Below are 22,239 nucleotides of genomic sequence, written 5' to 3'. Positions count from 1 at the left end.
GTGCTGCTGTGGGTCCGCCGTCGGCCGGTGCTCTTGTGGCGGAGCTGCCGGCCGGCGACTACGCGAGGGTGGTTGTTCGCCCGATAGTGATCATCTCTTTCGTACGACGACGAAGTCGGCGAGCGCCGTGAACTGTGCCCGCACCCGGTCGGGCATGTCGACGGCGTCGAGGGCTTCGATGGCGATGGTGTGCTGGCGGCGCGCCTCCTCGGCGGTCCACTCCCGGCCGCCGGCCTCCTCGATGAGGCGGGCGCGCTCCGCGAACTCCTCCTCGGAGAAGTTCTCGAAGTCGCTCGCCTTGGCGTCGGCGGCGAGCAGGTCGCCGAGCCGGTCGGACGCAGCGCCGCCCGCCGCGAGCGCGGCCACGACCGGCAGCGACTTCTTGCGCTGGCGCAGGTCGCTCCAGGTCTGCTTGCCGGTGGCGTCGGGGTCGCCCCAGATGCCGAGGAGGTCGTCGACGGCCTGGAAGGCAAGGCCAAGGTGGTAGCCGTACTTCTCCAGCGTGTCCGCGGTGCGGTCGTCGGCGCCGCCGAGGACGGCGCCGACGGAGCTGGCGCAGGCGAGCAGGGCGCCGGTCTTGTTGCCCTCCATCTCCAGGCACTCCTCGACGCTGACGCGGTCGCGGTGCTCGTAGGAGATGTCCTGCGCCTGACCGTCGATCAGGGCCCGGGTGGCGGTGGTCAGGCGCCGGGTCGCGCGGCCCGCGTCGGTGGTGCCGAGCTCCAGCAGGACCTCGTTGGCCAGCGCGAACAGGGCGTCGCCGACGAGGATGGCCTGGGCGGGGCCGTGCACCTTCCACACGGTGTCGCGGTGGCGGCGCTGCTCGTCACCGTCCATCAGGTCGTCGTGCAGCAGGGAGAAGTTGTGCACGAGTTCGACCGCGACCGCGCCGGGGACGCCGGTCTCGGGCGCCGCCCCCGTGACCTCGGCGGACAGCACGGCCAGGGCGGGACGGACCGCCTTGCCGCCGTCACCGGAGGACGGGTTGCCCGCCGCGTCGATCCAGCCGAAGTGGTAGGCGGCGACGGTGTCCATGGGAGGCGCCAGGCGGTCGACGGCCGCCCTCAGTACCGGCGTGGCCAGTGTCCGGCCGCGCTCCAACAGCGCGGCCACGTCCACCTCGGTGGCACGAGCGGCCGTCGAGGCCGGGGGGACAGGGGGCACAGTTACTCCTCTTGTTGCGGTACCGGGGGTGCGGGGGTCTGCCTCGCCGCGCTCACCGAGCATCACGCCGCCTCCTCCACGGGGAAGAGACGGCGGGGGCGGGGCCGGCCCAGGGCGCCGAGGGCGGCCTCCGCCGCGCTCACACCGCTGCGGACCGCACTCTCCATGGTCGCGGGCCACCCGGTGGCGGTCCACGCTCCGGCCAGGTACAGGCCGGGGGTTCTGGTGCGGGCGCCGGGCCGCAGCCGCCCGACGCCGGGGGTGGGAGCGAACGTGGCGGTGCGCTCCCGGGTCACGAAGAAGTCCCGCACCACGGCGCCGCGGGTGCCCGGCAGCAGCCGCTCGAGCTCGGGCAGATAGCGTGCGCGCAACTCGGCGACGGGCAGGTCGATCTCGTCGTGCACGGCCGACTGGGACAGCGCGAGGTACTGCCCCGAACGCAGCCCGGACGACTCCGTGCGGTCGAAGACCCACTGCACCGGGGTGCCCAGCGCGGTGAGGAAGGGCGCGTCGAGCACCTTGCGGTCGTAGACGACATGGACGTTGAGGATCGGCGCCATGCCGATCCGCAGCAGGTCCTCGGGCGCGTCGAGCGCGCCGGGCGGCAGCAGGTCGTGGGTCTCGCGCTGCGGTACGGCGAGGACGACGGCGTCCGCGGTGAGCGTCTCGCCGGGAACCTGAACGCGCAGGCGTCCGTTTCCGTCTTCAAGGACGGAGGTGACGCGTGTACGGACTTCGGTGCGCACGCCCGCGGAGTCGAGAGCCTTGCGGGCCAGCCGGTCGTGCAGATCGCCCAGGGGGACGCGCGCCCAGCCGATGTCGGCCGCGCCCGGGTCGGACAGCAGGCCGGTCTTGAACACCATCGCGGCGAGCGCGAGGGAGGCGTCGCCGGCCACCGCGTTGAGGGTGGCGACCCCGACCAGGTCCCACAGGGCCTCCACGGCACGCGGCGACTGGCCGTGCTCGGCCAGCCAGCTGCCGAAGTCCTGCGTGTCCAGGGCCGGGTCGGCCAGGTCGAGTCCCTTGAGCGCCAGCGCGGCACGTCCGACCTGCGCCCGCTCGGCGAGCGAGAGGTGCGGGTAGGTGGCGAGGCTGCGTCCCAGGTGGAGCGGTACGGGCAGGGCGTCGCGGCGCAGCCGGCCGAGCCGCCGTCCCGCGGGCTTGTCGAGGTCGACCACGGGCACGTCGAGGCGGTCCTGCAGCGGAGCCAGCGCGGCGCCGTCGATGCGGTCGAGGAACCAGCGGTAGGCGGTGCAGCAGCGCAGGTAGACGTGCTGGCCGTTGTCGACGGTGAGGTCGCCGCGCTGGAAGGAGAAGGCCAGGCCGCCGAGTCTGGGCCGGCCCTCCAGCAGGGTGACGCTCAGGCCCGCGTCGGCGAGGGCGAGCGCCGCGGTGATGCCGGCGAGGCCGCCGCCGACCACGACGGCGTGCCGCCCGGAGCCGGCCGGCTCCGGCGTGTCCGCCTGCGGTCTCCCGGACCGCGTCGTGTCGCTCATCGCGCCCCCTCCCCCGCGGCCGTGCCGTGTCGTCGGGGGACCGCACGGGAGGCCGTCGCCGTCAGGGACGCCGCTGCGCGGCGAAGGGTTGCCTGCCGCATGCCGCCGTCCAGGGTGAGGTCCATCAGGCGCGCCTCCTGACGGTCTGCCGGGAGATGTGCCGGGCGTCCAGTCCGGACAGGCCGCGCACGGCGACGTAGGCCTTCTCGTGTCCGGGCAGCGAGACGCGGCCGCGCAGGACGGCCTCGGGCTCGCGCTCGATGCGGTCCAGCAGCCGGCGGTAGATGCCGGCCATCGCGGCCACGCAGGCGCCGCTGCGCCGGTCGAGCATGGGCAGCAGGCGGTAGCCCTCGGCGAAAAGGGCGCGGGCCCGTCGCACTTCGAAGTGCACGAGGCCCGCGAAGTCGGAGCCCTCCGGTGGCGTCGGCCCCTGGAACCCGGCGGAGCAGCCGAATTTGGCGAGGTCGTCGGCGGGCAGGTAGGTACGGCCGCCCTCGGCGTCCTCGCGGACGTCTCTGAGGATGTTGGTGAGCTGCAGCGCGAGCCCGAGCGTGTCGGCGTACTCCGGCGCGCGCTCGGCGCCGTGCGCCCCCGGTTCCGTACCGAACACGCCGAGCGAGAGGCGGCCGATGGCGCCCGCAACGCAGCGGCAGTACACCTTCAGGTCGTCCCAGGTCTCGTAACTCTCGCCGCGTACGTCCATCAGGACGCCGTCGATCAGCTCGTCCAGGCCGCCCAGCGGGATCGGGAACTGCGCGGCGGCGTGGGCGAGGGCGACCGCGACCGGGTCGGTGTCGTCCTCGCCGACCTCCCCGGCGCGGACACGGCCGAGCACCGCCCGCGTCTCCTGAAGCCGCGCCGCCTTCACGTCGTCGCCGAGCGCGCCGTCGCCGATGTCGTCGACGCGGCGTGAGAACGCGTACAGCGCCGACATGGCGCGCCGCTTGGGCGTGGGCAGCAGCCGGATGCCGTAGGCGAAGTTACGGGCCTGCTGTCCGGTCACTGCCTCGCAGTAGCGGTAGGCGGCGAGTACCGGTGCGGACACGTGTGACGGAGGCTCCACGGTCCGGATCACCCCTCTCCTCGCAAGGTCACGCCCATCTCGCGCAGCAACTGGACCTTGCCGTGCTTGGGAGGGCCGGGAAGTACGTCGTATTCGGCGGCGGCGATCGCGTCGATCGCCGCCCTTCCCCCCGCCACGAACCCCGCGAGCAGCAGTTTCAGCCTGCCGTGGACGCTACCCACCAGGGGGGCGCCTTCATTCAGCAGCCGGCGGGCGCGTTGCGCTTCGAACGCGACGAGCGCGCGCACCGATGCGCCCGCGCTCGCCGCGGCGAGATCCGCCTCGCCGACATGAAAGCGTTTCATGTCGGCGGCGGGCAGATAGATGCGGTCACGGCCGAGGTCCTCGGCCACGTCCTGGAGGTGCTCGACGATCTGCAGGCCCGTGCAGATCTGGTCGGACCGGCGGATCCGCTCGGGCGTCGCGGTGCCGGTGACGGCGAGCACCAGACGGCCCACGGGGTTGGCGGACAGTTCGCAGTAGGCGAGGAGGTCGTCGTAGGTTTCGTAGCGGGTGACGAGCTGGTCCTGGCGGTTGGCCGCGATCAGGCCGAGGAAGGGCTCGGGGGTGAGCGCGCGGCGGCGGACCGTGCGCTGGAGCCGGCGCAGCAGCGGGTGGCCGGGCACGCCGTCGAAGACGCGCCGCAGGTCGGCCTCGAAGGCGTCCAGCAGCACCAAGGGGTCCTCGGCGTCGCGCTCGGGCACGCCGAGCAGTTCCGCGTCGGCGCCGCCGGGGGCGAGGTCGCCGTCTCCGATGTCGTCGACCAGCCGGGCGAAGCCGTAGACGGCCATGAGGTCGTCCCGCCAGGCCCTGGGCAGGAAGAAGGGGGCCACGGGGAAGTTCTCGTCCGCGGCCTTGGCGAGGGTGCCGCGCTCCGGATCCGTACGGGGTCGCGTCGTCGCCGTGTCCGTCACCGCCGGCTGCCCGGGGCGGGGACGGCACATGCTGCGCCCAGCTGGGGAGTTTCCGTAGCCATTGCCGTCACATCTCCCGTTCTACACCGCGGACCCGATACACACTATTTCGGACACGCCGCCCGACCCCCAGCGCGGCGTCCCCGGCGCAGGGTGTCGCGCATTATCTCCCCACTTGCCGCCTTTGGGGACTGTTCCAGCTTACGTTGTACAACGCGGCCTGGACCCCCGGGGTGTCCTGCGCATCACAACAACACACCGATTTCCGTCAAGATTCCTCATGGTGGCCGGAGTTGACGTTTCCTTTGCACGGCGAGGGCCCCGCCGGACCGGTTCCGGCGGGGCCCTGCGGCAGGCGGATCACTTGCCCGTGAACTTCTCGTACTCCTTGAGGACCTCTTCGGTGGCGCCGTCCATGCGCAGCTCACCGCGTTCCAGCCACAGCACCCGGTCGCAGGTGTCGCGGATGGACTTGTTGCTGTGACTGACCAGAAACACCGTTCCGGCCTCCTTGCGCAACTCCCGGATGCGTTCCTCGGAGCGCTTCTGGAACTTGGCGTCACCGGTGGCCAGCGCCTCGTCGATCATCAGCACGTCGTGGTCCTTGGCGGCCGCGATGGAGAACCGCAGACGGGCGGCCATGCCGGAGGAGTACGTGCGCATCGGCAGGGTGATGAAGTCACCCTTCTCGTTGATGCCGGAGAAGTCGACGATGTCCTGGTAGCGGGTCTTGATCTCCTCGCGGGACATACCCATGGCCAGACCGCCGAGGATGACGTTGCGCTCGCCGGTCAGGTCGTTCATCAGAGCCGCGTTGACGCCGAGCAGGGAGGGCTGGCCGTCGGTGTAGACCCGGCCCTTCTCGCAGGGCAGCAGCCCGGCGATGGCGCGCAGCAGGGTCGACTTGCCGGAGCCGTTGGAGCCGATCAGGCCGATGGCCTCGCCCTTGTAGGCGACGAACGACACGCCGCGCACGGCGTGCACCTTGCGCACGCCCCGCTCCTCTTCGCCGGAGCGCCGCTTGAGTATCCGGCTGAGGGCGGCGGTCGCGCTGCCCTTGCCGCCCTTGGCTCCGTTGACGCGGTAGACGATGTGCACACCGTCCGCGATCACCGTCGGGACGCGTTCGGTTCCCTGCTGCTCAGCCACGGCCGTACCTCTCCTCCGCCTTCCAGAAGTACACGAAGCCGCCCACGGCGAACAGCACGGCCCAGCCGCCGGCCGCCGCCCAGACGTGGTCGGGCAGGTTGCCCGCGCCGTAACCGTCGATGAGCGCGAAGCGCATCAGGTCCATGTAGATCGCGGTCGGGTTCCACTGGAGCACCGTGGCGATCCAGGCCGGCTTGTCGGCCAGCATGACCGGGATGGAGAACATCACGCCCGACGCGTACATCCAGGTGCGCATGATGAACGGCATGAGCTGCGCGAGGTCCGGGGTCTTGGCGCCGGCCCGCGCCATGATCAGCGACAGCCCGGTGTTGAAGCAGAACTGCAGCAGGAGTATCGGAATGATCAGCAGCCAGGACATGTCCGGGTAGCTGCCGAACCCGATCGCGAAGATGAACAGCACGATCATCGAGAAGAGCAGCTGCTGGAGCTGCTGGAGCGAGAACGAGATCGGCAGCGAGGCGCGCGGGAAGTGCAGCGCGCGTACCAGGCCGAGGTTCCCGGAGATCGCGCGGACCCCGGCCATCACCGAGTTCTGGGTGAAGGTGAAGACGAAGATGCCCGTGACCAGGAACGGCACGTAGACCTCGCGGTCGATGCCCCTGTTGGCCTTCAGGATGAGCCCGAAGATCAGGTAGTACACGGCCGCGTTCAGCAGCGGGGTGGCCACCTGCCACAGCTGGCCGAGCTTGGCCTGGCTGTACTGGGCGGTCAGTTTGGCCGAGGAGAAGGCCATGATGAAGTGGCGCCGGCCCCACAGCTGGCGGACGTACTCCGTCAGCGGCGGCCGGGCACCGCTCACGGACAGCCCGTACCGGGCGGCGAGCTGTGCCGCCGTGAGGCCCTCGTCGGGCGACGGTGCCGCGCTCACCGCGACTGTGCCGTCATGCGTTGTCTCACTCACAGTGGAAACTTTCGTCTTCGTTTCGATGCGCAGCCTGTGCGGGCTGGGCACGAGCCGGGGGCCAGGGGTCGGGCCGCCGGCGTGCCGTCGGGAACGAGCTTCTCAGATGATGGGGGGCCGGCCCAGCCGGGTCAGCCGCCACACGGTACGCCACCGCATGGGGCGGCGGGGACCGCACGCCGTGGTCCAGCCCTCGCGGAAACCGCCGAACCAGGCCTTCAGCGCCGACCGGGACGGGCGGCGGGCCAGCGTGAGCAGCAGCCACACCCCGAGGTAGACGGGGACGAGGGGGGCGGGCAGGTTGCGGCGGGCCAGCCAGACGCGGTTGCGGGCGACCATGCGGTGGTAGACCGCGTGCCGCGAGGGGGCGGTCGTCGGGTGGTACAGCACCATGTCGGACCGGTAGTCGATCATCCAGCCCGCGTCCAGGGCCCGCCACGCCAGGTCGGTCTCCTCATGGGCGTAGAAGAACGCGTCCGGCAGCGCCCCCACCTCGGCGAAGACCCGCGTACGGACGGCGTTGGCGCCGCCGAGGAAGGTGGTGACCCGCGAGGAGCGCATCGGGTCCGAGGCGCGCAGCCGCGGCACGTGCCGGCGCTGGGTGACGCCGGTGTCCGGGTCGGCGATGCGGAAGCTGATGATGCCGAGCCTGTCGTCGGCGGCGAACGCCCGGCGGCACAGCTCGGCGGTGTCGGTGCGGGCGAGCAGACCGTCGTCGTCGAGGAAGAGCAGGATGTCGACGTCCCGGCCGCCGGGCCCGAACGCCTCGATGCCGACGTTGCGCCCGCCGGGGATGCCGAGGTTCTCCGGCAGCTCGATCGTGCGCACGCCCGCGGGGACGTCCGGCACCGGTGAGCCGTTGCCGACGACGACCACCTCGACCCGGTCGCCGTCCTGCTTCGCGACCGAGTCGAGGAGGGCCCGCAGTTCGTCGGGGCGGTTGCCCATGGTGATGACGACCGCGCCGACCTTCAGCGGGGCGCTCATTTCAGCCTGCTCGAGGCGAGGACGGACACCAGGTGCAGCAGCGTCTGCAGCAGCGCGATCGCCGCGAGCACGGCGGTGCCGAGGCGGGTGAAGAACAGGTCGCCCCGGGCCTGGTCCACGATCGCGAGGACCAGGATCAGCAGCGACGCCTCGATGCCGAGGATCAGCCGGTGGAACTTCAGCGCCGCGGCGGCCTTGCGGGCCAGCGCCATGCCGGAGGAGCGCGGCTCGGACGCCGCCTCCTTGACCGGCGGCAGCCCTGCCTGGTGGCGGGCCACGCCGACCAGGTCGGTCTCGGCCTTGATCAGGATCGCGCCGAGCGCGGCGAGGGTGCCGAGGAACGCCCACAGCCAGTCGATACGGCCGCTGCCGAACAGGTCGGCGGCGCGCAGGCCGAGGCCGACCAGTACGGCGGCGTCGGTGAGGTAGGCGCCGACCCGGTCCAGGTAGACCCCGCCCAGCGAGTACTGCTGCTTCCAGCGGGCGATCTCGCCGTCGACGCAGTCCAGCAGCAGGTACAGCTGGACCGCCACCACGCCGAGGACCGCGCCGGGGATCCCGGGCACCAGCAGCGCCGGGGCCGCGAGCACGCCGCAGACGGTCATCAGGTAGGTGAGCTGGTTGGGGGTGACCCTGGTGTTCACCAGGTAGCGGTCGATCCGCAGGGACACCTCACGCATGTAGAGGCGGCCCGCCCAGTGCTCACCGCTGCGCCGGTCCTTGACCCCCGCGGGGTGCACGACCGGGCGGAGTTCAGCTACCGATGGCCTTGACATAGTCGGCGTAGACGTCCTTGATCTGTTCGGTCGTGAGGTCGAGGTGTTCCAGGATCGTGTAGCGGCCGGGCCGGGTCTCCGGCGCGAACTCCACGACCTTGACGAACTCCTCGGTCGTGAAGCCGATCTCGCCTGGCAGCACGGGCAGCCCGTGCCGGCGCAGCACCTCGGCCATGTGGGCCGACGCCTCGTGCGCGCCGCGCAGGTACATCGCGAAGGCGGCGCCGAGGCCGCACTGCTCGCCGTGGCTGGCGGCCCGCTTGGGGTAGAGCAGGTCGAAGGCGTGGTTGATCTCGTGGCAGGCGCCGGAGGACGGCCGCGAGTCGCCCGAGACGGACATGGCGATGCCGCTGAGGACCAGCGCCTCGGCGAGGACCTGCAGGAAGTCGTTGTCGCCGATGCCGCCGGGGTGGCGCAGCACCGCCTCGCCCGCCTGCCGGGCCATGGCCGCGGCCAGGCCGTCGATCTTCTCGCCGTTGACCCGGTTGGCCAGCTCCCAGTCCGCGATGGCGGAGATGTTGGAGATGGCGTCGCCGATGCCGGAGCGCACGAAGCGGGCCGGGGCGTCGCGGATGACGTCCAGGTCGATGACGACGGCGATCGGGTTCGGCACACCGTAGGAGCCGCGGCCGGCGTCGTTGTCGAGGGTGGCGACCGGGGAGCACAGGCCGTCGTGCGCGAGGTTGGTCGGCACGGCGACCAGGGGCAGCCCGACGCGCGCCGCGGCGAACTTGGCGCAGTCGATGATCTTGCCGCCGCCGAGGCCGACGACCGCGTCGTAGCGGCCGGCCTTCATGTCGCCGGCCAGCCGGATCGCGTCGTCCAGGGTGCCGCCGCCGACCTCGTACCAGGTGGCGCCGGGCAGCGAGGGCGCGATGCGCTCGCGCAGCCGGGCGCCGGAGCCGTTGCTGACGGCGACGGCGAGCCGCCCGGAGTGCGAGATCCGCTCGTCGGCGAGGACGCCCGCCAGGTCGTCGAGGGCACCCGGGCGGATGTCCACGACGACCGGCGTGGGGATCAGCCGGGTCAGTACTGGCACGCGATCACACGCCCCTTGGCGAGGTCGTCGTGGTTGTCGATCTCGACCCACTTGACGTCGCCGATCGGCGCCACGTCGATCTGGAAGCCGCGGTTGACGAGCTCCTGGTAGCCGTCCTCGTAGTACAGCTGCGGGTCGCGCTCGAAGGTGGTCTTCAGCGCGTCGGCCAGCTCGGCGGCCGCGTCGCCCTCGATGAGGGTGACACCGATGTACTCGCCGGTCGCCTCGGCCGGGTCCATCAGCTTGGTGATCTTCTGAACGCCCTTGGCGGGGTCGACGACGACCTTCATCTCCTCGTCGGCGAGGGACTTCACGGTGTCCAGGGCGAGGATGATCTTCTTGCCTTCGCCGCGGGCCGCGAGCAGGGTCTTCTCGACGGAGACCGGGTGCACGGTGTCGCCGTTGGCGAGGATCACGCCGTCCTTGAGGGCGTCACGGCCGCACCACAGGGAGTAGGCGTTGTTCCACTCCTCGGCCTTGTCGTTGTCGATCAGGGTGATCTTCAGGCCGTACTTGGCCTCCAGGGCCTCCCGGCGCTCGTACACGGCCTCCTTGCGGTAGCCGACGATGACCGCGACCTCGGTGAGACCCACCTCGGCGAAGTTGCCCAGGGTGAGGTCCAGGACGGTGAGGCTGTCCTCGGCGCCCTCGGGCCCGACCGGCACCAGTGCCTTGGGCAGGGTGTCGGTGTAGGGGCGCAGACGCCGTCCGGCGCCGGCCGCCAGCACGAGGCCGATCATGCGGGTTCTCCTTCGTCGTGTACGGCGGGTGCGCCGCCCTGATGGGCGGACACCCAGAAGCGGATGCTCTCGACGAGCACCAGCAGGGCGATGATCACGGCCTCAGCCGTGAGCGCGACCTTGAACTGCGGGGCGGTGAGCAACGCGGCCAGTACGGCGACGAGCAGCGTCCGCCCCTCCTGTCCCCCGGTGGCGCGCACCAGCCAGGCCGGCGGCGCGCCGGCGTCGCCGCGGATGCGGTACACCGTGTCGTAGTGATGGTAGGCGACGGCCGCCACCAGCCCGAAAGCCGCCGGAAGCGCCCCGTTCACGTCCGCTTTCGCGGCCAGCGCGAGCACGGTGACGTATTCGGCGGCGCGGAAGAGCGGGGGGACGAGCCAGTCGAGGGGGCCGGTGAGCGGGCGGGCGACGGCGAGCGCGGAGGTCAGGACGTAGACGGCGGCCGCGAGGGCGGGCCACACACTGCCGTGGTCGGTCAGAACCGAGACGGCCACGACCGCGGCGCCGCCCAGCGCGGCCACGGCGGGGACGGCGGCGCCGGGCAGCCGCCACCCCGGCAGCACGCGGGCGATGCCGTGGGCGAGCGGCCCGGAGTCGGCCAGGTCCGCGAGCGCGCGCGCCGCGCGGTCGGTGCCCCGGTGGGCCCTGCGGGCCAGGGAACGCAGCACCCGGCCGGCCGTGGTGTAGACGGAGGCGAAGGCGCAGCCGACGAGCAGGGCGTAGAAGGTGATGCGCGGGGTGGTCGCGGCGGTGAGGACCGCGATCATGGCCCACCGCTCACCGATGGGCAGGATGATCATGCGGCGCACCCACAGCGTCCACCCGACGCCGTCGAGCCGGTCGGTGGGGGCGGTGGGCCCCGCTCCGGCCGCGGCGGGGGCCGCGTCGTCGGTGGCCTCGTGGAAGGCGAAGTCGACCATGTGCCGACCGGTCTGCAGGATCATCGCACCGAGGGCCAGCGCCCATACGTCGTCGCCGCCGCGGGCCGCCCCGAGGGCGAGACCCGCGTAGTAGGCGTACTCCTTGGCCCGGTCGAAGGTGGCGTCCAGCCAGGCGCCGAGCGTGGAGTACTGCAGGGAGTAACGGGCGAGCTGGCCGTCGGTGCAGTCGAGCACGAAGGACGCGATGAGCAGGACGCCGGCCGCGACGAAGCCCCCGCGGGTGCCGGTGGCCGCGCAGCCCGCGGCGATCAGGGCGGTGAGCAGGGAGGCGGTGGTGACCTGGTTCGGGGTGAGTCCGCGCCGGGCGCACCAGCGGGCGATGTGGCGCGAGTACGGGCTGATGAAGAAGGTCGTGAAGAAGCCGTCGCCGGCCTTCACGGCCGACTTCAGGCGTACGGCCTCGTCGTCGACCGCGGCGACGGCCTGCCGCGCCTCGTTGCGGGCCTGCGGGTCGGCGGGTACGGCGGCGACGAGACTGCCGAGCGCGGGGCGGTGGACGTCGGTGCCCTCGGCGTCGAGGGCGGCGGTGACCCGGTCGGCGAGACCGGCGACGGCGGTGTGGGTGGCGCCCACGGAGCCCGGGGCGCCCGTGGTGTCGCCGGACGCGGACGTCTCGCGGGCCATCGCACGGGTGAGGGCCTGGCGGCCCGCGGGCTGGGCGGTGACGGCACCGGGGATCGCGGCGAGCGGGAAGCGGGGGTCGGTCAGGCCGAGACGCAGGGCGTGCAGGTGGCCGACGAAGCGGGCGTCGACGACGGCGACGCGCTGGTCACCGGGGACGGCGGCGAGCAGGGACTCGGCGTCGGCGGCGTCCGAGGCGAGCCGCACCTCGAAGCCCAGCGCCCGCAGGTCGTCCTCGATCGACGCTCCGGGGACCGGCTGGCCGGTGAGGATGGCGGTCGGCAACCGAACTCACTCCCTGGACACCGGCGCGTCGGGCGCCGGTCGTGTGCATGGTGGGGGGCACCGCTGGCTGCACCAGGCGGGCGGCATGTCGGCAGAGGCTATCGGATGCCGCGAAGCGCGTGTTCACCGCCCGTTCAACACCTGATCGACACGGACTGCACCGCCCTTTGCCGCGATCATCATCGGTGATCGAACCCCCACCCCACAAACCGCCCCCGACAGACGCCGCATCGGGGGACATACCGGCGGGGGGCTGCGGGGGGCCTTGCGGCAGACCGGCGGGGGGCTGCGGGGGGCCCTGCGGCATACCGGCGGAGGCTGTGGGGGGCCTTGCAGCAGGGCGGGGAACGACCGGAGGGGGCCGCAGGCCGGGCGCCGGGTCACCCCGAGAGGCGGGTGGCGGGGCCCTCCGATGAGGCGGTCTGTCACGTCAGGCTGGGGCGCGATACCGGGGTGGGGCGCCGGCGTCTGACGTGGCGCGTCGGCGGCGAGGTACGCCGGGGTGGCGGGCTCCTTCGGTGGCGGCCCTCGTCGGTTCGGTGGCGGGTGGCGGTCCCCCGTCGGTTCGGTGGTGGCACCCCGGTCGTCGGCGCGGGGCGGCGCCGCAGGCCGGGCGGTGGGGGCGGGTCGGAGGTCCGTCGAGGCTCGCCCGGAGGACGGCCGGTGGAGCCGGGCGGCACGAGCGGCAAAGCCGGGCGGCGGCGGAAGCCCAACGCGGGCCCCGGCATATGCCCAAGTCGGGCCCGGCGGATGCCCAAGTCGGGGTGGGCCCATGCGGCCGGAGGCAGTCGGAGGCGGCGCCGGAACGGACGGGCGGACGCCGGGGCGGCGATCCGCGGGCACGCCGTCGGTGTGCGGAGCTCCGCCGGGCCCCGCGGCAAAGCCGTACTCCGCGCCGGACCGCGGGGGCGGATGCTCGCCCGGCTCGGTGTGCAGGCGCTGGGCCGCGCGCGGCCCGGGCACCAGGACACGTAAGGGCACGCCCTCTGTGCCGGGGCCGCCGCTCCCCCGGCGGAGCCGCCCGCCCCCCCGGCGGAGCCGCCCGCTCCCTCGGCGGAGCCGCCCGCAACCCCCTGACCTGGGATTCGTTTGTGCAGGTCAGGGCACATGACAACGGTGTTCAGTGCCGCGTTGCCGGATACCCCCCACCCGTAGTTGACTGGGGGCTCGGGCGTTCACAGGAGGAGTTTTCATGGGGGCTGGGCACGATCACGCGCACGGTCACGGCGGGCATGCGCACACCGTCGGGACGGCGACCGCGGCGTACCGCGGGCGGCTGCGGGCCGCGCTGGGGATCACGCTCACCGTGATGGTGGTCGAGATCATCGGCGGCCTGCTCGCCGACTCCCTCGCGCTGGTCGCCGACGCCGCGCACATGGCGACCGACGCCCTCGGCCTCGGCATGGCCCTGCTGGCGATCCATTTCGCGAACCGCCCGCCCAGCGAGCGCCGCACCTTCGGCCTGGCCCGAGCCGAGATCCTCGCCGCGCTGGCCAACTGTCTGCTCCTGCTCGGCGTGGGCGGCTACGTCCTCGTCGAGGCGATCCAGCGCTTCGTCACCCCCGCCGCCACGGAGGGCGGGCTCACGATCTTCTTCGGCGTCTTCGGCCTCGTCGCCAACAGCGTCTCGCTCGCCCTGCTGATGCGCGGCCAGGCGGAGAGCCTCAACGTGCGCGGCGCCTTCCTCGAGGTCGCCGCCGACGCACTCGGCTCGGTCGCCGTGATCATCGCCGCCGCGGTGATCCTGCTCACCGGCTGGCAAGCAGCCGACCCGATCGCCTCCCTGGTCATCGGCCTGATGATCGTCCCGCGGACCGTCAAGCTGCTGCGCGAGACCCTGGACGTGCTGCTGGAGTCGGCGCCGAAGGGCGTGGACATGGCGGAGGTGCGCACGCACATCCTTGCCCTGGACGGCGTGGAGGACGTCCACGACCTGCACGCCTGGACGATCACCTCGGGCCTGCCGGTGCTGTCCGCGCACGTCGTGGTCAGCACCGAGGTTCTCAACGCGATCGGCCACGAGAAGATGCTGCACGAACTGCAGGAGTGCCTCGGCGGCCACTTCGACGTCGAGCACTGCACCTTCCAGCTCGAGCCCGGCGGTCACGCGGAACACGAGGCGCATCTGTGCCACTGAGCGCACCCGCCACCGCGCCCGGCTCACCCGGAAAGGACGGTTCCGCAGCCGTCGCCCCGGGCAACATCAACCACCGGGCCCCCTTCCGGTGACGGGGCGGGCACGGCCGCGGACCGCCTCGGCGCGGGACATGCGGCGTGCCGTCAAGGGCCGGGAGTGCCGGAAATGTACGGCAGACTGGGGGCCGTAGGACGATGCGAAGGATGGGTATGCCGATCACACCTGCCACCGCGACGCAGACCTCGTCGTCGAACGGCACCGCGGACGCGATTTTGCTGGAACTGGTCGACGAGAACGGCGTGACGATCGGCACCGAGGAGAAGCTCGCCGCCCATCAGCCTCCGGGGCAGCTGCACCGGGCGTTCTCGGTGTTCCTCTTCGACGAGACCGGCCGGCTGCTGCTCCAGCAGCGGGCGCTGGGCAAGTACCACTCCCCCGGCGTCTGGTCGAACACCTGCTGCGGCCACCCCTACCCCGGTGAGGCGCCCTTCGCCGCCGCCGCCCGGCGCACCCACGAGGAGCTGGGCGTGTCCCCGTCGCTCCTCGCCGAGGCCGGCACGGTGCGCTACAACCACCCGGACCCGGCGTCGGGCCTGGTGGAGCAGGAGTACAACCACCTGTTCGTCGGGCTCGTGCAGTCCCCGCTGCGTCCGGACCCGGAGGAGGTCGGCGCGACGGCCTTCGTGACCCCGGCCGAGCTGGCCGAACGCCACGCGAAGGACGTGTTCTCGGCCTGGTTCATGACCGTGCTGGACGCGGCGCGCCCGGCGGTCAGGGAACTGACGGGCCCGAGCGCGGGCTGGTGAGGACCGGTCCGGGCCGGTAAGTCCTGACCCGGTCCGGTGAGCGCCGCCCCGGTCCGGTGGACGCGCGCCGCCGGGCCGGTCGAGGAACGTTACGGCACGCGCGCGGACGTGAGCGGCAGGGCCGCCCAGATCACCTTGCCGCCGCTCGCCGTGTGCTCCACGTCGCACACCCCGCCCGCCTCGCGGGTGATCTCGCGGACCAGCAGCAGCCCGCGTCCGCCGAGCTGCCCGTGGTCGGCCTCCAGGGCGGTGGGACGGTAGGGGTGGTTGTCCTCCACGGACACCCGCACCCATTCGGCGCCGACCGCCACCTCCACGGCGAGCATCGGCGACAGCAGCGCCGCGTGCCGGACGGCGTTGGTCACCAGCTCCGAGACGATCAGCAGCAGTCCCTGCAACAGGTCGGAAGTGACCGGGACGCCCTGACGGTACAGCAGGTCCCGCACGGCGTGCCGGGCCTGCGGTACGGAGGCGTCGACGGCGGGGGCGGTGAACCGCCACACGCCCTCGTACGGCAGCGGGCCCGGTCTCGGCGGGTCGGCGGGGACGTCCGTCCCGCCCGCCGGGCGGGGGGCGGACCCGCGCCCGTGATCGTCCATCGTCCGGTCGCCACCTCTGCGCTCGATTGTCACCACACGTCGAGTGTTGAGAACGCGTCGCTCGCCTCCGCGCAGCTGACCAGAAGTAGGCGCATATCGAGCATTCGTGACCGTTGGCGTATGACACGGTCAGATGTGGGACTGCTCGTGTCCCCGTCGTGCCGCCTTCCGGAACTCTTCGGGTTGTACGGGTTCTGCGCGGCCCGCCCGCCCAGGGCGTCCGCGGGGTCTTCGCCCAGCGTGGGACGTTTCACCTCATCCCCGTGCGCAGTCTCACTCCGGCTCCGGCCGGGGGCGCCGATAGCATCCGGCCCATGGAGCCCGAGCTGCAGCACAGCGTCACCGACGCGGTCGCCACCGTCGTGATCCGCCATCCGGCCAAGCGCAACGCCATGACGGCGGCGATGTGGCGGGCACTGCCCCCGCTGCTGGACGCTCTGGCCGCCGATCCGGACGTGCGCGTGCTGGTACTGACCGGCGAGGGCGGCACCTTCTGCGCGGGCGCCGACATCTCCACTCTCAAGGGCTCCCCCGAGGAGGCCCAGCGCCTGGCGGTACTCGCCGAGGAGGCGCTGGCCGCGTTTCCCAAGCCGACGCTGGCCGCGGTGCGGGGCCACTGCGTGGGCGGCGGCGCCCAGCTGGCGGCGGCCTGCGATCTGCGGTTCGCGGAGCAGGGCGCGCTGTTCGGGGTGACTCCCGCGAAGCTCGGAATCGTCTACCCGGCCTCCGCGACCCGCCGGCTGGCCGCCCTCGTCGGACCGGCGACCACCAAGTACCTGCTCTTCTCCGGTGAGTTGATCGACGCCGAGCGGGCCCTGCGCACCGGGCTCGTCGACGAACTGCTGCCGGAGGGCGAACTGGACAAGCGGGTCGCCGAGTTCACCCGCGTCCTGGCCGCCCGCTCACAGCTCACGCAGGCCGCGGCCAAGGAGTTCGCGAACGGCCGTACGGACCGCGAGGAGCACTGGACCGAGCAGGCGCGCGGCAGCGGCGACACCGTGGAGGGAGTCGCCGCGTTCCTGGAGCGCCGGGCGCCGCGCTTCACGTGGACGACGTCAGGCTGATCCTCCCGTCAGGCTCATCCTCACGTCAGGGCGAAACGGCTCGCCGTGCGGAACTCCTCGACGAGATGCGCGGGCGCCTTCTCGGGCGACCCGGCGTCGTAGGGAGGCTGCGGGTCGTACTCGGTGAGCAGCTGCACGGCTTGTGCGTGCTCGTCGCCGGCGATCCGGCCGACCAGGGCGAGCGCCATGTCGATGCCGGAGGAGACTCCGGCGGCGGTGACGTACTTGCCGTCGAAGACCACGCGCTGCCCGGTGGGCTCGGCCCCGTACTGCCGCAGGAGGTCCAGCGCGGCCCAGTGGCTCGTGGCGCGCCGGCCGCGCAGCAGACCGGCGGCGCCCAGCAGCAGCGACCCGGAGCACACCGAGGTCGTCCAGGTGCTGGCCGCGTCGGCCGCGCGCAGCCACTCCGCCAGGGCCTCGTTCTCCGCCTGCTCGAACGTGCCGGGGCCGCCCGCCACCACGACGACGTCGGGGCTGGGCACCTCCCGCATGGCCCGGTCGGCCGTGACGGCGAGGAAGCCGGTGTCGGTACGGACGGCGCCCGGCTCCTCGGCGACGAAGTCGACGTGCGCGTCCGGCAGGCGGCTGAGGATCTCGTAGGGCCCGACGGCGTCGAGGGCGGTGAAACGGTCGTAGACGACCACGGCGATCTGCATGAGGGTCCCTTTCAACGGGTGGGTGCGGGGCGGAAACGGCGGCGGTACTCCGCCGGGGAGGCACCGAGGGCTTTGACGAAGGCGCGCCGCATGGCCTCCGGGGTGCCGTAGCCGCTGGCGCGGGCGACCTCCTCCACGCCGTCCCCGGTGTCCTCCAGCAGACGGCGGGCGTGCTCCAGACGGACCCGGTCGACGTACCGGCCGGGTGTCGTGCCGGTCTCGGCCTGGAACGCGCGCGTGAAGTGGCGCGGCGACAGCCGGGCGCGGGCCGCGAGCGCCTCCACGCCGAGATCGCCGTCCGGGTGCTCGGTGATCCACTGCTGCACCTCGCGCAGCGGCTCGCGGGAGGCGGTCTGCGCGGAGAGCTGCGCGCTGAACTGCGCCTGGTTGCCGGGCCGGCGCAGGAAGACCACCAGGTGGCGGGCGATGGTGAGCGCGGCGTCCCGGCCGAGGTCCTCCTCCACCAGGGCGAGGGCGAGGTCGATGCCGGAGGTGACACCAGCGGAGGTGCTCACGTGGCCGTCACGGACGTAGATGGGGTCGGGCTCGACCTGGACGGCCGGGTGGTCACGGGCGAGTGTGTCGCAGTACGCCCAGTGCGTGGTGGCGCGCCGGCCGTCCAGCAGGCCGGCCCGGGCGAGCAGGATCGCGCCGGTGCACACCGAGACCAGCCGCCGCGCCCGCGGTCCGTGCCGGCGCAGCCAGTCGACCAGGTGCGGGTCGGGGCTGCGGGTGCCCTGCCCGCCGGGGACGAGCAGGGTGTGCGGGTCGGGCGTGTCCTCCAGCGCCTCGTCCGGTACGAGGAGCAGACCGCTGGAGGTGCGCACCGGGGCGCCCCCCAGGGACGCCGTACGCAGCCGGTAGCTGCCCGGCGTGTGGTTCCCGGCGCCCGCGAAGACCTCCAGGGGGCCGGTGACATCGAGGCTCTGCACGCCGTCGAAGAGCACGAGGAGAACGGTTCGCTGCGCCATGCCGACGATTCTTCGGCAGCGGCGTGATGGCGGCAACGACGAATTTCCCACCTTTTCTGCCATGCGCCCGGTGCGGGAACGGCCCGGGGGTGGAATCGGATACCGACTGGTCGGTAACGTGCCGCCATGACTACTGCCGTCCTTGCACCGCGCGCCGGCCGCCGCTGCCACAACGCGCTCAACACACTGCACGCCGCGCACTACTTCGCCCCCGAACTGGGCAAGGAACTCGGCGCGCTGGGGATCATGCACCCCCGGGCAGTCAACTTCGCCGTCCGTTCGGCGGCGCTCGGGCCGGTGGGCGCCGGCACGGTCGCCGCGGCCTTCTACAACTACCGGTACGACCTGGTCGCCGAGCATGTGCCCGCGGTGTGGACGACGGCCGCGCCCGCCGAGGTGCTCGCGGCACGCGCGCGTGCCGTCGACGGCTCGCTGCGTCGGCTGCTGGGCGAGGAGACGATCGCCTCGGACGAGATGGCCGAGGCGGCCCGGCTGGCGCTGCGTGCCGCCGAGGCCTGCTCCCGCCCCGGGCGGCCGCTGTACGCCGCCCACGCGGACCTGCCGGTGCCCGAGGAGCCGCACCTGGCGTTCTGGCACGCGGCGACGTTGTTGCGCGAGCACCGGGGCGACGGGCACCTCGCCGTGCTGCTGGCGGCCGAGCTGGACGGTCTGGAGGCCGTGGTGACCCACACAGCGACGGGCAAGGGCATGACGCCGTCCTGGGTGTTCACCACACGCGGCTGGACGCGCGCGCACTGGGACGCGGCCCAGGGGCGGCTGCGTGCGCGCGGCCTGCTCGACGCGTCCGGGGAGCTGACCGAGAGGGGTGTGGCGCTGCGCGCGGACATCGAGGAGCAGACGGACCGGCTGGACCGGGCGCCCTACGAGCACCTGGGCGCGGAGGGTGTCGCGCGGCTGACGGACCTCGCGGGCGCCTTCTCCCGCGCCGCCGCCCTCGCAGGCGCCTTCCCTGCGGACCTGGTCGGCAAGGGCTGAGGCGCGGGCACGGCGAGCGCCGGCTCGCAGGGGCCGGGAAGGGCTCAGGCGCAGGGACGGCGAGCGCCGGCTCGCAGGCCCAAGGACTCAGGCGCAGGCCCCGCAAGGACCGAGGCGCAGGCCCGGGCATGGGCGCAGCGCGGCGCGGTACCCGGTTCGGGACAGCAATCCGGACCAACAAAGGGGATCTACGTGTTCCGTGCGATCGCAGATGTTCTGCGCCAGATCGGCTCGGCGGTGGCCACCGTCGTGACGCTGCCGTTCCGCGCCGTGGCCCGCCTGTTCGGCGGCGCCTCGAGCACGGCCCGGGGACATGGGGCCTGAGCCCAGGGGGCGGGGCGGGCCGGTGAAACGGTGACCACCGCCCTCCCGCCCCGGCCCTCCCGGTCCCGCCCGCCTGAACGATCCCGCCCCGCCGGAGCCACGCCCTGATCCCCGTTGTCGGTGCCGCCTGCCACAATTGCCGCGCAACCCGATGTGGAGAAGGCGGTACGGGATCGTGACGACACCCGGATCCATCGAAGTAGGGTCCATCGAAGGCAGGATCGCCGAGGAGCTCGGCGTACGGGAGCGGCAGGTGAAGGCCGCCGTCGAGTTGCTCGACGGCGGTTCGACGGTGCCCTTCATCGCCCGCTACCGCAAGGAAGCGACCGAGATGCTCGACGATGCGCAGCTGCGCACGATCGAGGAGCGGCTGCGCTATCTGCGGGAGCTGGAGGAGCGTCGCGCGGCGATCCTGGAGTCGGTGCGCGAGCAGGGCAAGCTCACCGACGAGTTGGCGGCGCAGATCCGCGGCGCCGAGACCAAGGCGCGGCTGGAGGACATCTACCTGCCGTACAAGCCCAAGCGGCGCACCAAGGCGCAGATCGCCCGCGAGGCCGGTCTCGAGCCGCTGGCCGAGGGGCTGCTCGGCGACCCGTCCGTCGACCCGCTCGCGGCCGCCGCGGCCTTCGTCGACGCCGACAAGGGCGTCGCCGATCCGCAGGCCGCTCTGGACGGCGCCCGCGCGATCCTCACCGAGCGGTTCTCGGAGGACGCGGACCTGATCGGCGAACTGCGCGAGCGCATGTGGGTGCGGGGCCGGCTGGCCGCGAAGGTCCGCGAGGGCAAGGAGGAGACGGGCGCCAAGTTCGCCGACTACTTCGACTTCGCCGAGCCGTTCACCGAGCTGCCCTCGCACCGGATCCTGGCGATGCTGCGCGGCGAGAAGGAGGAGGTCCTCGACCTCGTCCTGGAGCCGGAGGAGCCCACGGACGGCCCGTCGTCGTACGAGGGGATCGTCGCCGCGAGGTTCGGGATCGCCGACCGCGGGCGGCCCGGCGACAAGTGGCTGAAGGACACCGTCCGCTGGGCCTGGCGCACCCGCATCCTCGTCCACCTCGGCATCGACCTGCGCCTGAGGCTGCGCACGGCCGCCGAGGACGACGCCGTGGGTGTCTTCGCCGCCAACCTGCGGGACCTGCTGCTCGCCGCCCCGGCGGGCACGCGCGCGACGCTCGGCCTCGACCCCGGTTTCCGCACCGGCGTCAAGGTCGCCGTCGTCGACGCCACGGGCAAGGTCGTCGCCACGGACGTCATCCACCCGCACGTCCCGGCGAACCGGTGGGACGAGGCCATCGCCAAGCTGGCCCGGCTCGCCAAGGAGCACGCGGTCGAGCTGATCGCCATCGGCAACGGCACCGCGTCCCGCGAGACCGACAAGCTCGCCGGCGAGTTGATCGACAAGCACCCGGAGCTGAACCTCACCAAGGTGATGGTGTCGGAGGCGGGCGCCTCGGTGTACTCGGCGTCGGCGTTCGCCTCGCAGGAACTGCCCGACATGGACGTGTCGCTGCGCGGCGCGGTGTCCATCGCGCGCCGGCTGCAGGACCCGCTGGCCGAGCTGGTGAAGATCGATCCGAAGTCGATCGGTGTCGGCCAGTACCAGCACGACCTGTCCGAGGTGAAGCTGTCCCGCTCGCTGGACGCGGTGGTGGAGGACTGTGTGAACGGCGTCGGTGTCGACGTGAACACCGCGTCCGCGCCCCTGCTGGCCCGCGTCTCCGGCATCACCTCCGGGCTCGCCGAGAACATCGTCGCGCACCGCGACGCCCATGGCCCCTTCACCTCCCGCGCGGAGCTGAAGAAGGTGCCTCGGCTCGGCCCGAAGGCGTACGAGCAGTGCGCGGGCTTCCTGCGCATCCGCGGCGGCAGCGACCCGCTGGACGCCTCCAGCGTGCACCCGGAGGCCTACCCGGTGGTGCGCCGCATGGTGAAGACCACCGGGCAGGAGGTCGCCTCCCTGATCGGCAACACGTCGGTGCTGCGCTCGCTCAGGCCGCAGGAGTTCGTCGACGACACCTTCGGTCTGCCGACCGTCACCGACATCCTCAAGGAGCTGGAGAAGCCCGGGCGCGACCCGCGGCCCGCCTTCAGGACGGCCACCTTCAAGGAGGGCGTGGAGAAGATCTCCGACCTGAGCTCGGGGATGATCCTGGAGGGTGTCGTCACCAACGTGGCGGCCTTCGGTGCCTTCGTCGACGTCGGTGTCCACCAGGACGGCCTGGTGCACGTATCCGCGATGTCGAGGACGTTCGTCAAGGACCCGCGTGACGTCGTCAAGCCCGGCGACATCGTGAAGGTGAAGGTCCTCGACGTCGACATCCCGCGCAAGCGGATCTCGCTCACGCTGCGCCTGGACGACGAGGCGGCCCCGCAGGAGAAGTCCGCCTCTCCGGGCGGCGGCCGGCAGCGCGGCGGGCGTCCGCCGCAGCAGCGCCAGGGCCGCGGCGGCGGCGGTGCCGGTGGGGGTGCCGGTGGAGGTGGCCGTCAGGCTCCGGCCCCGGCGAACAGCGCCATGGCCGACGCGCTGCGTCGCGTGGGGCTGCTGGGCGGCGACAAGAAGGGCCGCCGCTAGGCCGTACCGCGGGCGCG

At 72.8% G+C, this 22,239-nt stretch carries 21 protein-coding genes; 6 read left to right on the top strand and 15 right to left on the bottom strand.

Going from position 1 to position 22,239, the window contains the following annotated elements; genetic code table 11:
• Window positions 1–90: 90 nt before the first annotated feature.
• The 12 genes from ACZ67Q_RS03000 to ACZ67Q_RS02945 all read right to left on the bottom strand — a co-directional run bounded on the left by ACZ67Q_RS03000 (window position 91) and on the right by ACZ67Q_RS02945 (window position 12,097).
• Window positions 91–1,227, bottom strand: a complete 1,137-nt coding sequence (locus tag ACZ67Q_RS03000) for a polyprenyl synthetase family protein (protein WP_471176008.1) — start codon at window positions 1,225–1,227, stop codon at window positions 91–93.
• Window positions 1,227–2,660, bottom strand: a complete 1,434-nt coding sequence (hpnE, locus tag ACZ67Q_RS02995; RefSeq protein ID WP_471175547.1) for a hydroxysqualene dehydroxylase HpnE — start codon at window positions 2,658–2,660, stop codon at window positions 1,227–1,229. The genes ACZ67Q_RS03000 and hpnE overlap by 1 nt, the downstream gene beginning before the upstream one ends.
• The gene (locus tag ACZ67Q_RS02990) at window positions 2,657–2,761 is read right to left on the bottom strand and encodes a DUF6380 family protein (protein ID WP_471176006.1); all 105 of its coding nucleotides are present in this window, start codon (window positions 2,759–2,761) and stop codon (window positions 2,657–2,659) included. The genes hpnE and ACZ67Q_RS02990 overlap by 4 nt, the downstream gene beginning before the upstream one ends.
• A 23-nt stretch (window positions 2,762–2,784) precedes the next feature.
• Window positions 2,785–3,735 (bottom strand): presqualene diphosphate synthase HpnD, encoded by a 951-nt coding sequence (gene hpnD / locus ACZ67Q_RS02985; protein ID WP_471175545.1) that lies wholly within the window; start codon window positions 3,733–3,735, stop codon window positions 2,785–2,787.
• Window positions 3,732–4,637: a squalene synthase HpnC gene (hpnC, locus tag ACZ67Q_RS02980; RefSeq protein WP_471175543.1), complete on the bottom strand. Its 906-nt coding sequence runs from the start codon at window positions 4,635–4,637 to the stop codon at window positions 3,732–3,734. Before hpnC ends, hpnD begins: the two co-directional genes overlap by 4 nt.
• Window positions 4,638–4,997: 360 nt before the next feature.
• Window positions 4,998–5,786 carry an ABC transporter ATP-binding protein gene (locus ACZ67Q_RS02975; RefSeq protein ID WP_471175541.1) on the bottom strand — a complete coding sequence of 263 codons (789 nt, stop codon included), beginning with the start codon at window positions 5,784–5,786 and terminating at the stop codon, window positions 4,998–5,000.
• On the bottom strand, window positions 5,779–6,708 hold the full coding sequence (locus ACZ67Q_RS02970) for an ABC transporter permease (protein ID WP_471175539.1): 930 nt from the start codon (window positions 6,706–6,708) through the stop codon (window positions 5,779–5,781). The genes ACZ67Q_RS02975 and ACZ67Q_RS02970 overlap by 8 nt, the downstream gene beginning before the upstream one ends.
• Before the next feature lie 102 nt (window positions 6,709–6,810).
• Window positions 6,811–7,695 carry a glycosyltransferase family 2 protein gene (locus tag ACZ67Q_RS02965; protein ID WP_471175537.1) on the bottom strand — a complete coding sequence of 295 codons (885 nt, stop codon included), beginning with the start codon at window positions 7,693–7,695 and terminating at the stop codon, window positions 6,811–6,813.
• Window positions 7,692–8,435 carry a CDP-alcohol phosphatidyltransferase family protein gene (locus tag ACZ67Q_RS02960; RefSeq protein WP_471175535.1) on the bottom strand — a complete coding sequence of 248 codons (744 nt, stop codon included), beginning with the start codon at window positions 8,433–8,435 and terminating at the stop codon, window positions 7,692–7,694. Before ACZ67Q_RS02960 ends, ACZ67Q_RS02965 begins: the two co-directional genes overlap by 4 nt.
• Before the next feature lie 13 nt (window positions 8,436–8,448).
• The gene (locus ACZ67Q_RS02955) at window positions 8,449–9,510 is read right to left on the bottom strand and encodes an iron-containing alcohol dehydrogenase family protein (protein ID WP_471175533.1); all 1,062 of its coding nucleotides are present in this window, start codon (window positions 9,508–9,510) and stop codon (window positions 8,449–8,451) included.
• Window positions 9,498–10,250 carry a phosphocholine cytidylyltransferase family protein gene (locus ACZ67Q_RS02950; protein WP_471175531.1) on the bottom strand — a complete coding sequence of 251 codons (753 nt, stop codon included), beginning with the start codon at window positions 10,248–10,250 and terminating at the stop codon, window positions 9,498–9,500. Before ACZ67Q_RS02950 ends, ACZ67Q_RS02955 begins: the two co-directional genes overlap by 13 nt.
• A complete protein-coding gene (locus ACZ67Q_RS02945; RefSeq protein ID WP_471175529.1) occupies window positions 10,247–12,097 on the bottom strand; it encodes a DUF5941 domain-containing protein in 1,851 nt (616 codons plus the stop codon). The genes ACZ67Q_RS02950 and ACZ67Q_RS02945 overlap by 4 nt, the downstream gene beginning before the upstream one ends.
• Window positions 12,098–13,289: 1,192 nt before the next feature.
• Between ACZ67Q_RS02945 and ACZ67Q_RS02940 the strand changes: the two genes are divergently transcribed.
• Window positions 13,290–14,234 carry a cation diffusion facilitator family transporter gene (locus ACZ67Q_RS02940; RefSeq protein ID WP_471175527.1) on the top strand — a complete coding sequence of 315 codons (945 nt, stop codon included), beginning with the start codon at window positions 13,290–13,292 and terminating at the stop codon, window positions 14,232–14,234.
• Between the two features lie 209 nt (window positions 14,235–14,443).
• The gene (gene idi, locus ACZ67Q_RS02935) at window positions 14,444–15,040 is read left to right on the top strand and encodes an isopentenyl-diphosphate Delta-isomerase (protein WP_471175525.1); all 597 of its coding nucleotides are present in this window, start codon (window positions 14,444–14,446) and stop codon (window positions 15,038–15,040) included.
• A gap of 89 nt (window positions 15,041–15,129) precedes the next feature.
• Here idi and ACZ67Q_RS02930 read toward each other — a convergent pair whose 3' ends face one another.
• Window positions 15,130–15,639 carry an ATP-binding protein gene (locus tag ACZ67Q_RS02930; RefSeq protein ID WP_471175523.1) on the bottom strand — a complete coding sequence of 170 codons (510 nt, stop codon included), beginning with the start codon at window positions 15,637–15,639 and terminating at the stop codon, window positions 15,130–15,132.
• A 314-nt stretch (window positions 15,640–15,953) separates the two neighbouring features.
• Here ACZ67Q_RS02930 and ACZ67Q_RS02925 point away from each other — a divergent pair, with 314 nt between their 5' ends.
• On the top strand, window positions 15,954–16,703 hold the full coding sequence (locus ACZ67Q_RS02925; protein ID WP_471175521.1) for an enoyl-CoA hydratase/isomerase family protein: 750 nt from the start codon (window positions 15,954–15,956) through the stop codon (window positions 16,701–16,703).
• A 20-nt stretch (window positions 16,704–16,723) separates the two neighbouring features.
• Here the strand turns inward: ACZ67Q_RS02925 and ACZ67Q_RS02920 are convergent, their stop codons facing one another.
• Together ACZ67Q_RS02920 and ACZ67Q_RS02915 are read right to left on the bottom strand one after the other, a co-directional pair.
• Window positions 16,724–17,359, bottom strand: coding sequence for a DJ-1/PfpI family protein (locus tag ACZ67Q_RS02920; RefSeq protein WP_471175519.1), 636 nt, complete (start codon window positions 17,357–17,359; stop codon window positions 16,724–16,726).
• A gap of 11 nt (window positions 17,360–17,370) precedes the next feature.
• A complete protein-coding gene (locus ACZ67Q_RS02915) occupies window positions 17,371–18,330 on the bottom strand; it encodes a GlxA family transcriptional regulator (RefSeq protein WP_471175517.1) in 960 nt (319 codons plus the stop codon).
• 126 nt (window positions 18,331–18,456) lie between these two features.
• Between ACZ67Q_RS02915 and ACZ67Q_RS02910 the strand changes: the two genes are divergently transcribed.
• The 3 genes from ACZ67Q_RS02910 to ACZ67Q_RS02900 all read left to right on the top strand — a co-directional run bounded on the left by ACZ67Q_RS02910 (window position 18,457) and on the right by ACZ67Q_RS02900 (window position 22,222).
• Window positions 18,457–19,326 carry an SCO6745 family protein gene (locus ACZ67Q_RS02910; protein WP_471175515.1) on the top strand — a complete coding sequence of 290 codons (870 nt, stop codon included), beginning with the start codon at window positions 18,457–18,459 and terminating at the stop codon, window positions 19,324–19,326.
• 192 nt (window positions 19,327–19,518) lie between these two features.
• The gene (locus tag ACZ67Q_RS02905; RefSeq protein ID WP_361629254.1) at window positions 19,519–19,650 is read left to right on the top strand and encodes an LPFR motif small protein; all 132 of its coding nucleotides are present in this window, start codon (window positions 19,519–19,521) and stop codon (window positions 19,648–19,650) included.
• Between the two features lie 175 nt (window positions 19,651–19,825).
• Window positions 19,826–22,222 carry a Tex family protein gene (locus tag ACZ67Q_RS02900; RefSeq protein ID WP_471175513.1) on the top strand — a complete coding sequence of 799 codons (2,397 nt, stop codon included), beginning with the start codon at window positions 19,826–19,828 and terminating at the stop codon, window positions 22,220–22,222.
• Window positions 22,223–22,239: the final 17 nt, after the last annotated feature.

This window comes from Streptomyces sp. NPDC036813, from assembly GCF_055609245.1.
This window is presented reverse-complemented; position numbering and strand designations above follow the sequence as displayed.

Excerpts from the sequence above, each read along its gene's own strand:
- ACZ67Q_RS02920 (WP_471175519.1), bottom strand. The coding sequence starts at position 17,359 with ATGCAGATCGCCGTGGTCGTCTACGACCGTTTCACCGCCCTCGACGCC.
- ACZ67Q_RS02925 (WP_471175521.1), top strand. The coding sequence starts at position 15,954 with ATGGAGCCCGAGCTGCAGCACAGCGTCACCGACGCGGTCGCCACCGTC.
- ACZ67Q_RS03000 (WP_471176008.1), bottom strand. The coding sequence starts at position 1,227 with ATGCTCGGTGAGCGCGGCGAGGCAGACCCCCGCACCCCCGGTACCGCA.
- ACZ67Q_RS02950 (WP_471175531.1), bottom strand. The coding sequence starts at position 10,250 with ATGATCGGCCTCGTGCTGGCGGCCGGCGCCGGACGGCGTCTGCGCCCC.
- hpnE (WP_471175547.1), bottom strand. The coding sequence starts at position 2,660 with ATGAGCGACACGACGCGGTCCGGGAGACCGCAGGCGGACACGCCGGAG.
- idi (WP_471175525.1), top strand. The coding sequence starts at position 14,444 with ATGCCGATCACACCTGCCACCGCGACGCAGACCTCGTCGTCGAACGGC.
- ACZ67Q_RS02965 (WP_471175537.1), bottom strand. The coding sequence starts at position 7,695 with ATGAGCGCCCCGCTGAAGGTCGGCGCGGTCGTCATCACCATGGGCAAC.
- ACZ67Q_RS02915 (WP_471175517.1), bottom strand. The coding sequence starts at position 18,330 with ATGGCGCAGCGAACCGTTCTCCTCGTGCTCTTCGACGGCGTGCAGAGC.
- ACZ67Q_RS02940 (WP_471175527.1), top strand. The coding sequence starts at position 13,290 with ATGGGGGCTGGGCACGATCACGCGCACGGTCACGGCGGGCATGCGCAC.
- ACZ67Q_RS02930 (WP_471175523.1), bottom strand. The coding sequence starts at position 15,639 with ATGGACGATCACGGGCGCGGGTCCGCCCCCCGCCCGGCGGGCGGGACG.
- ACZ67Q_RS02990 (WP_471176006.1), bottom strand. The coding sequence starts at position 2,761 with ATGCGGCAGGCAACCCTTCGCCGCGCAGCGGCGTCCCTGACGGCGACG.
- ACZ67Q_RS02910 (WP_471175515.1), top strand. The coding sequence starts at position 18,457 with ATGACTACTGCCGTCCTTGCACCGCGCGCCGGCCGCCGCTGCCACAAC.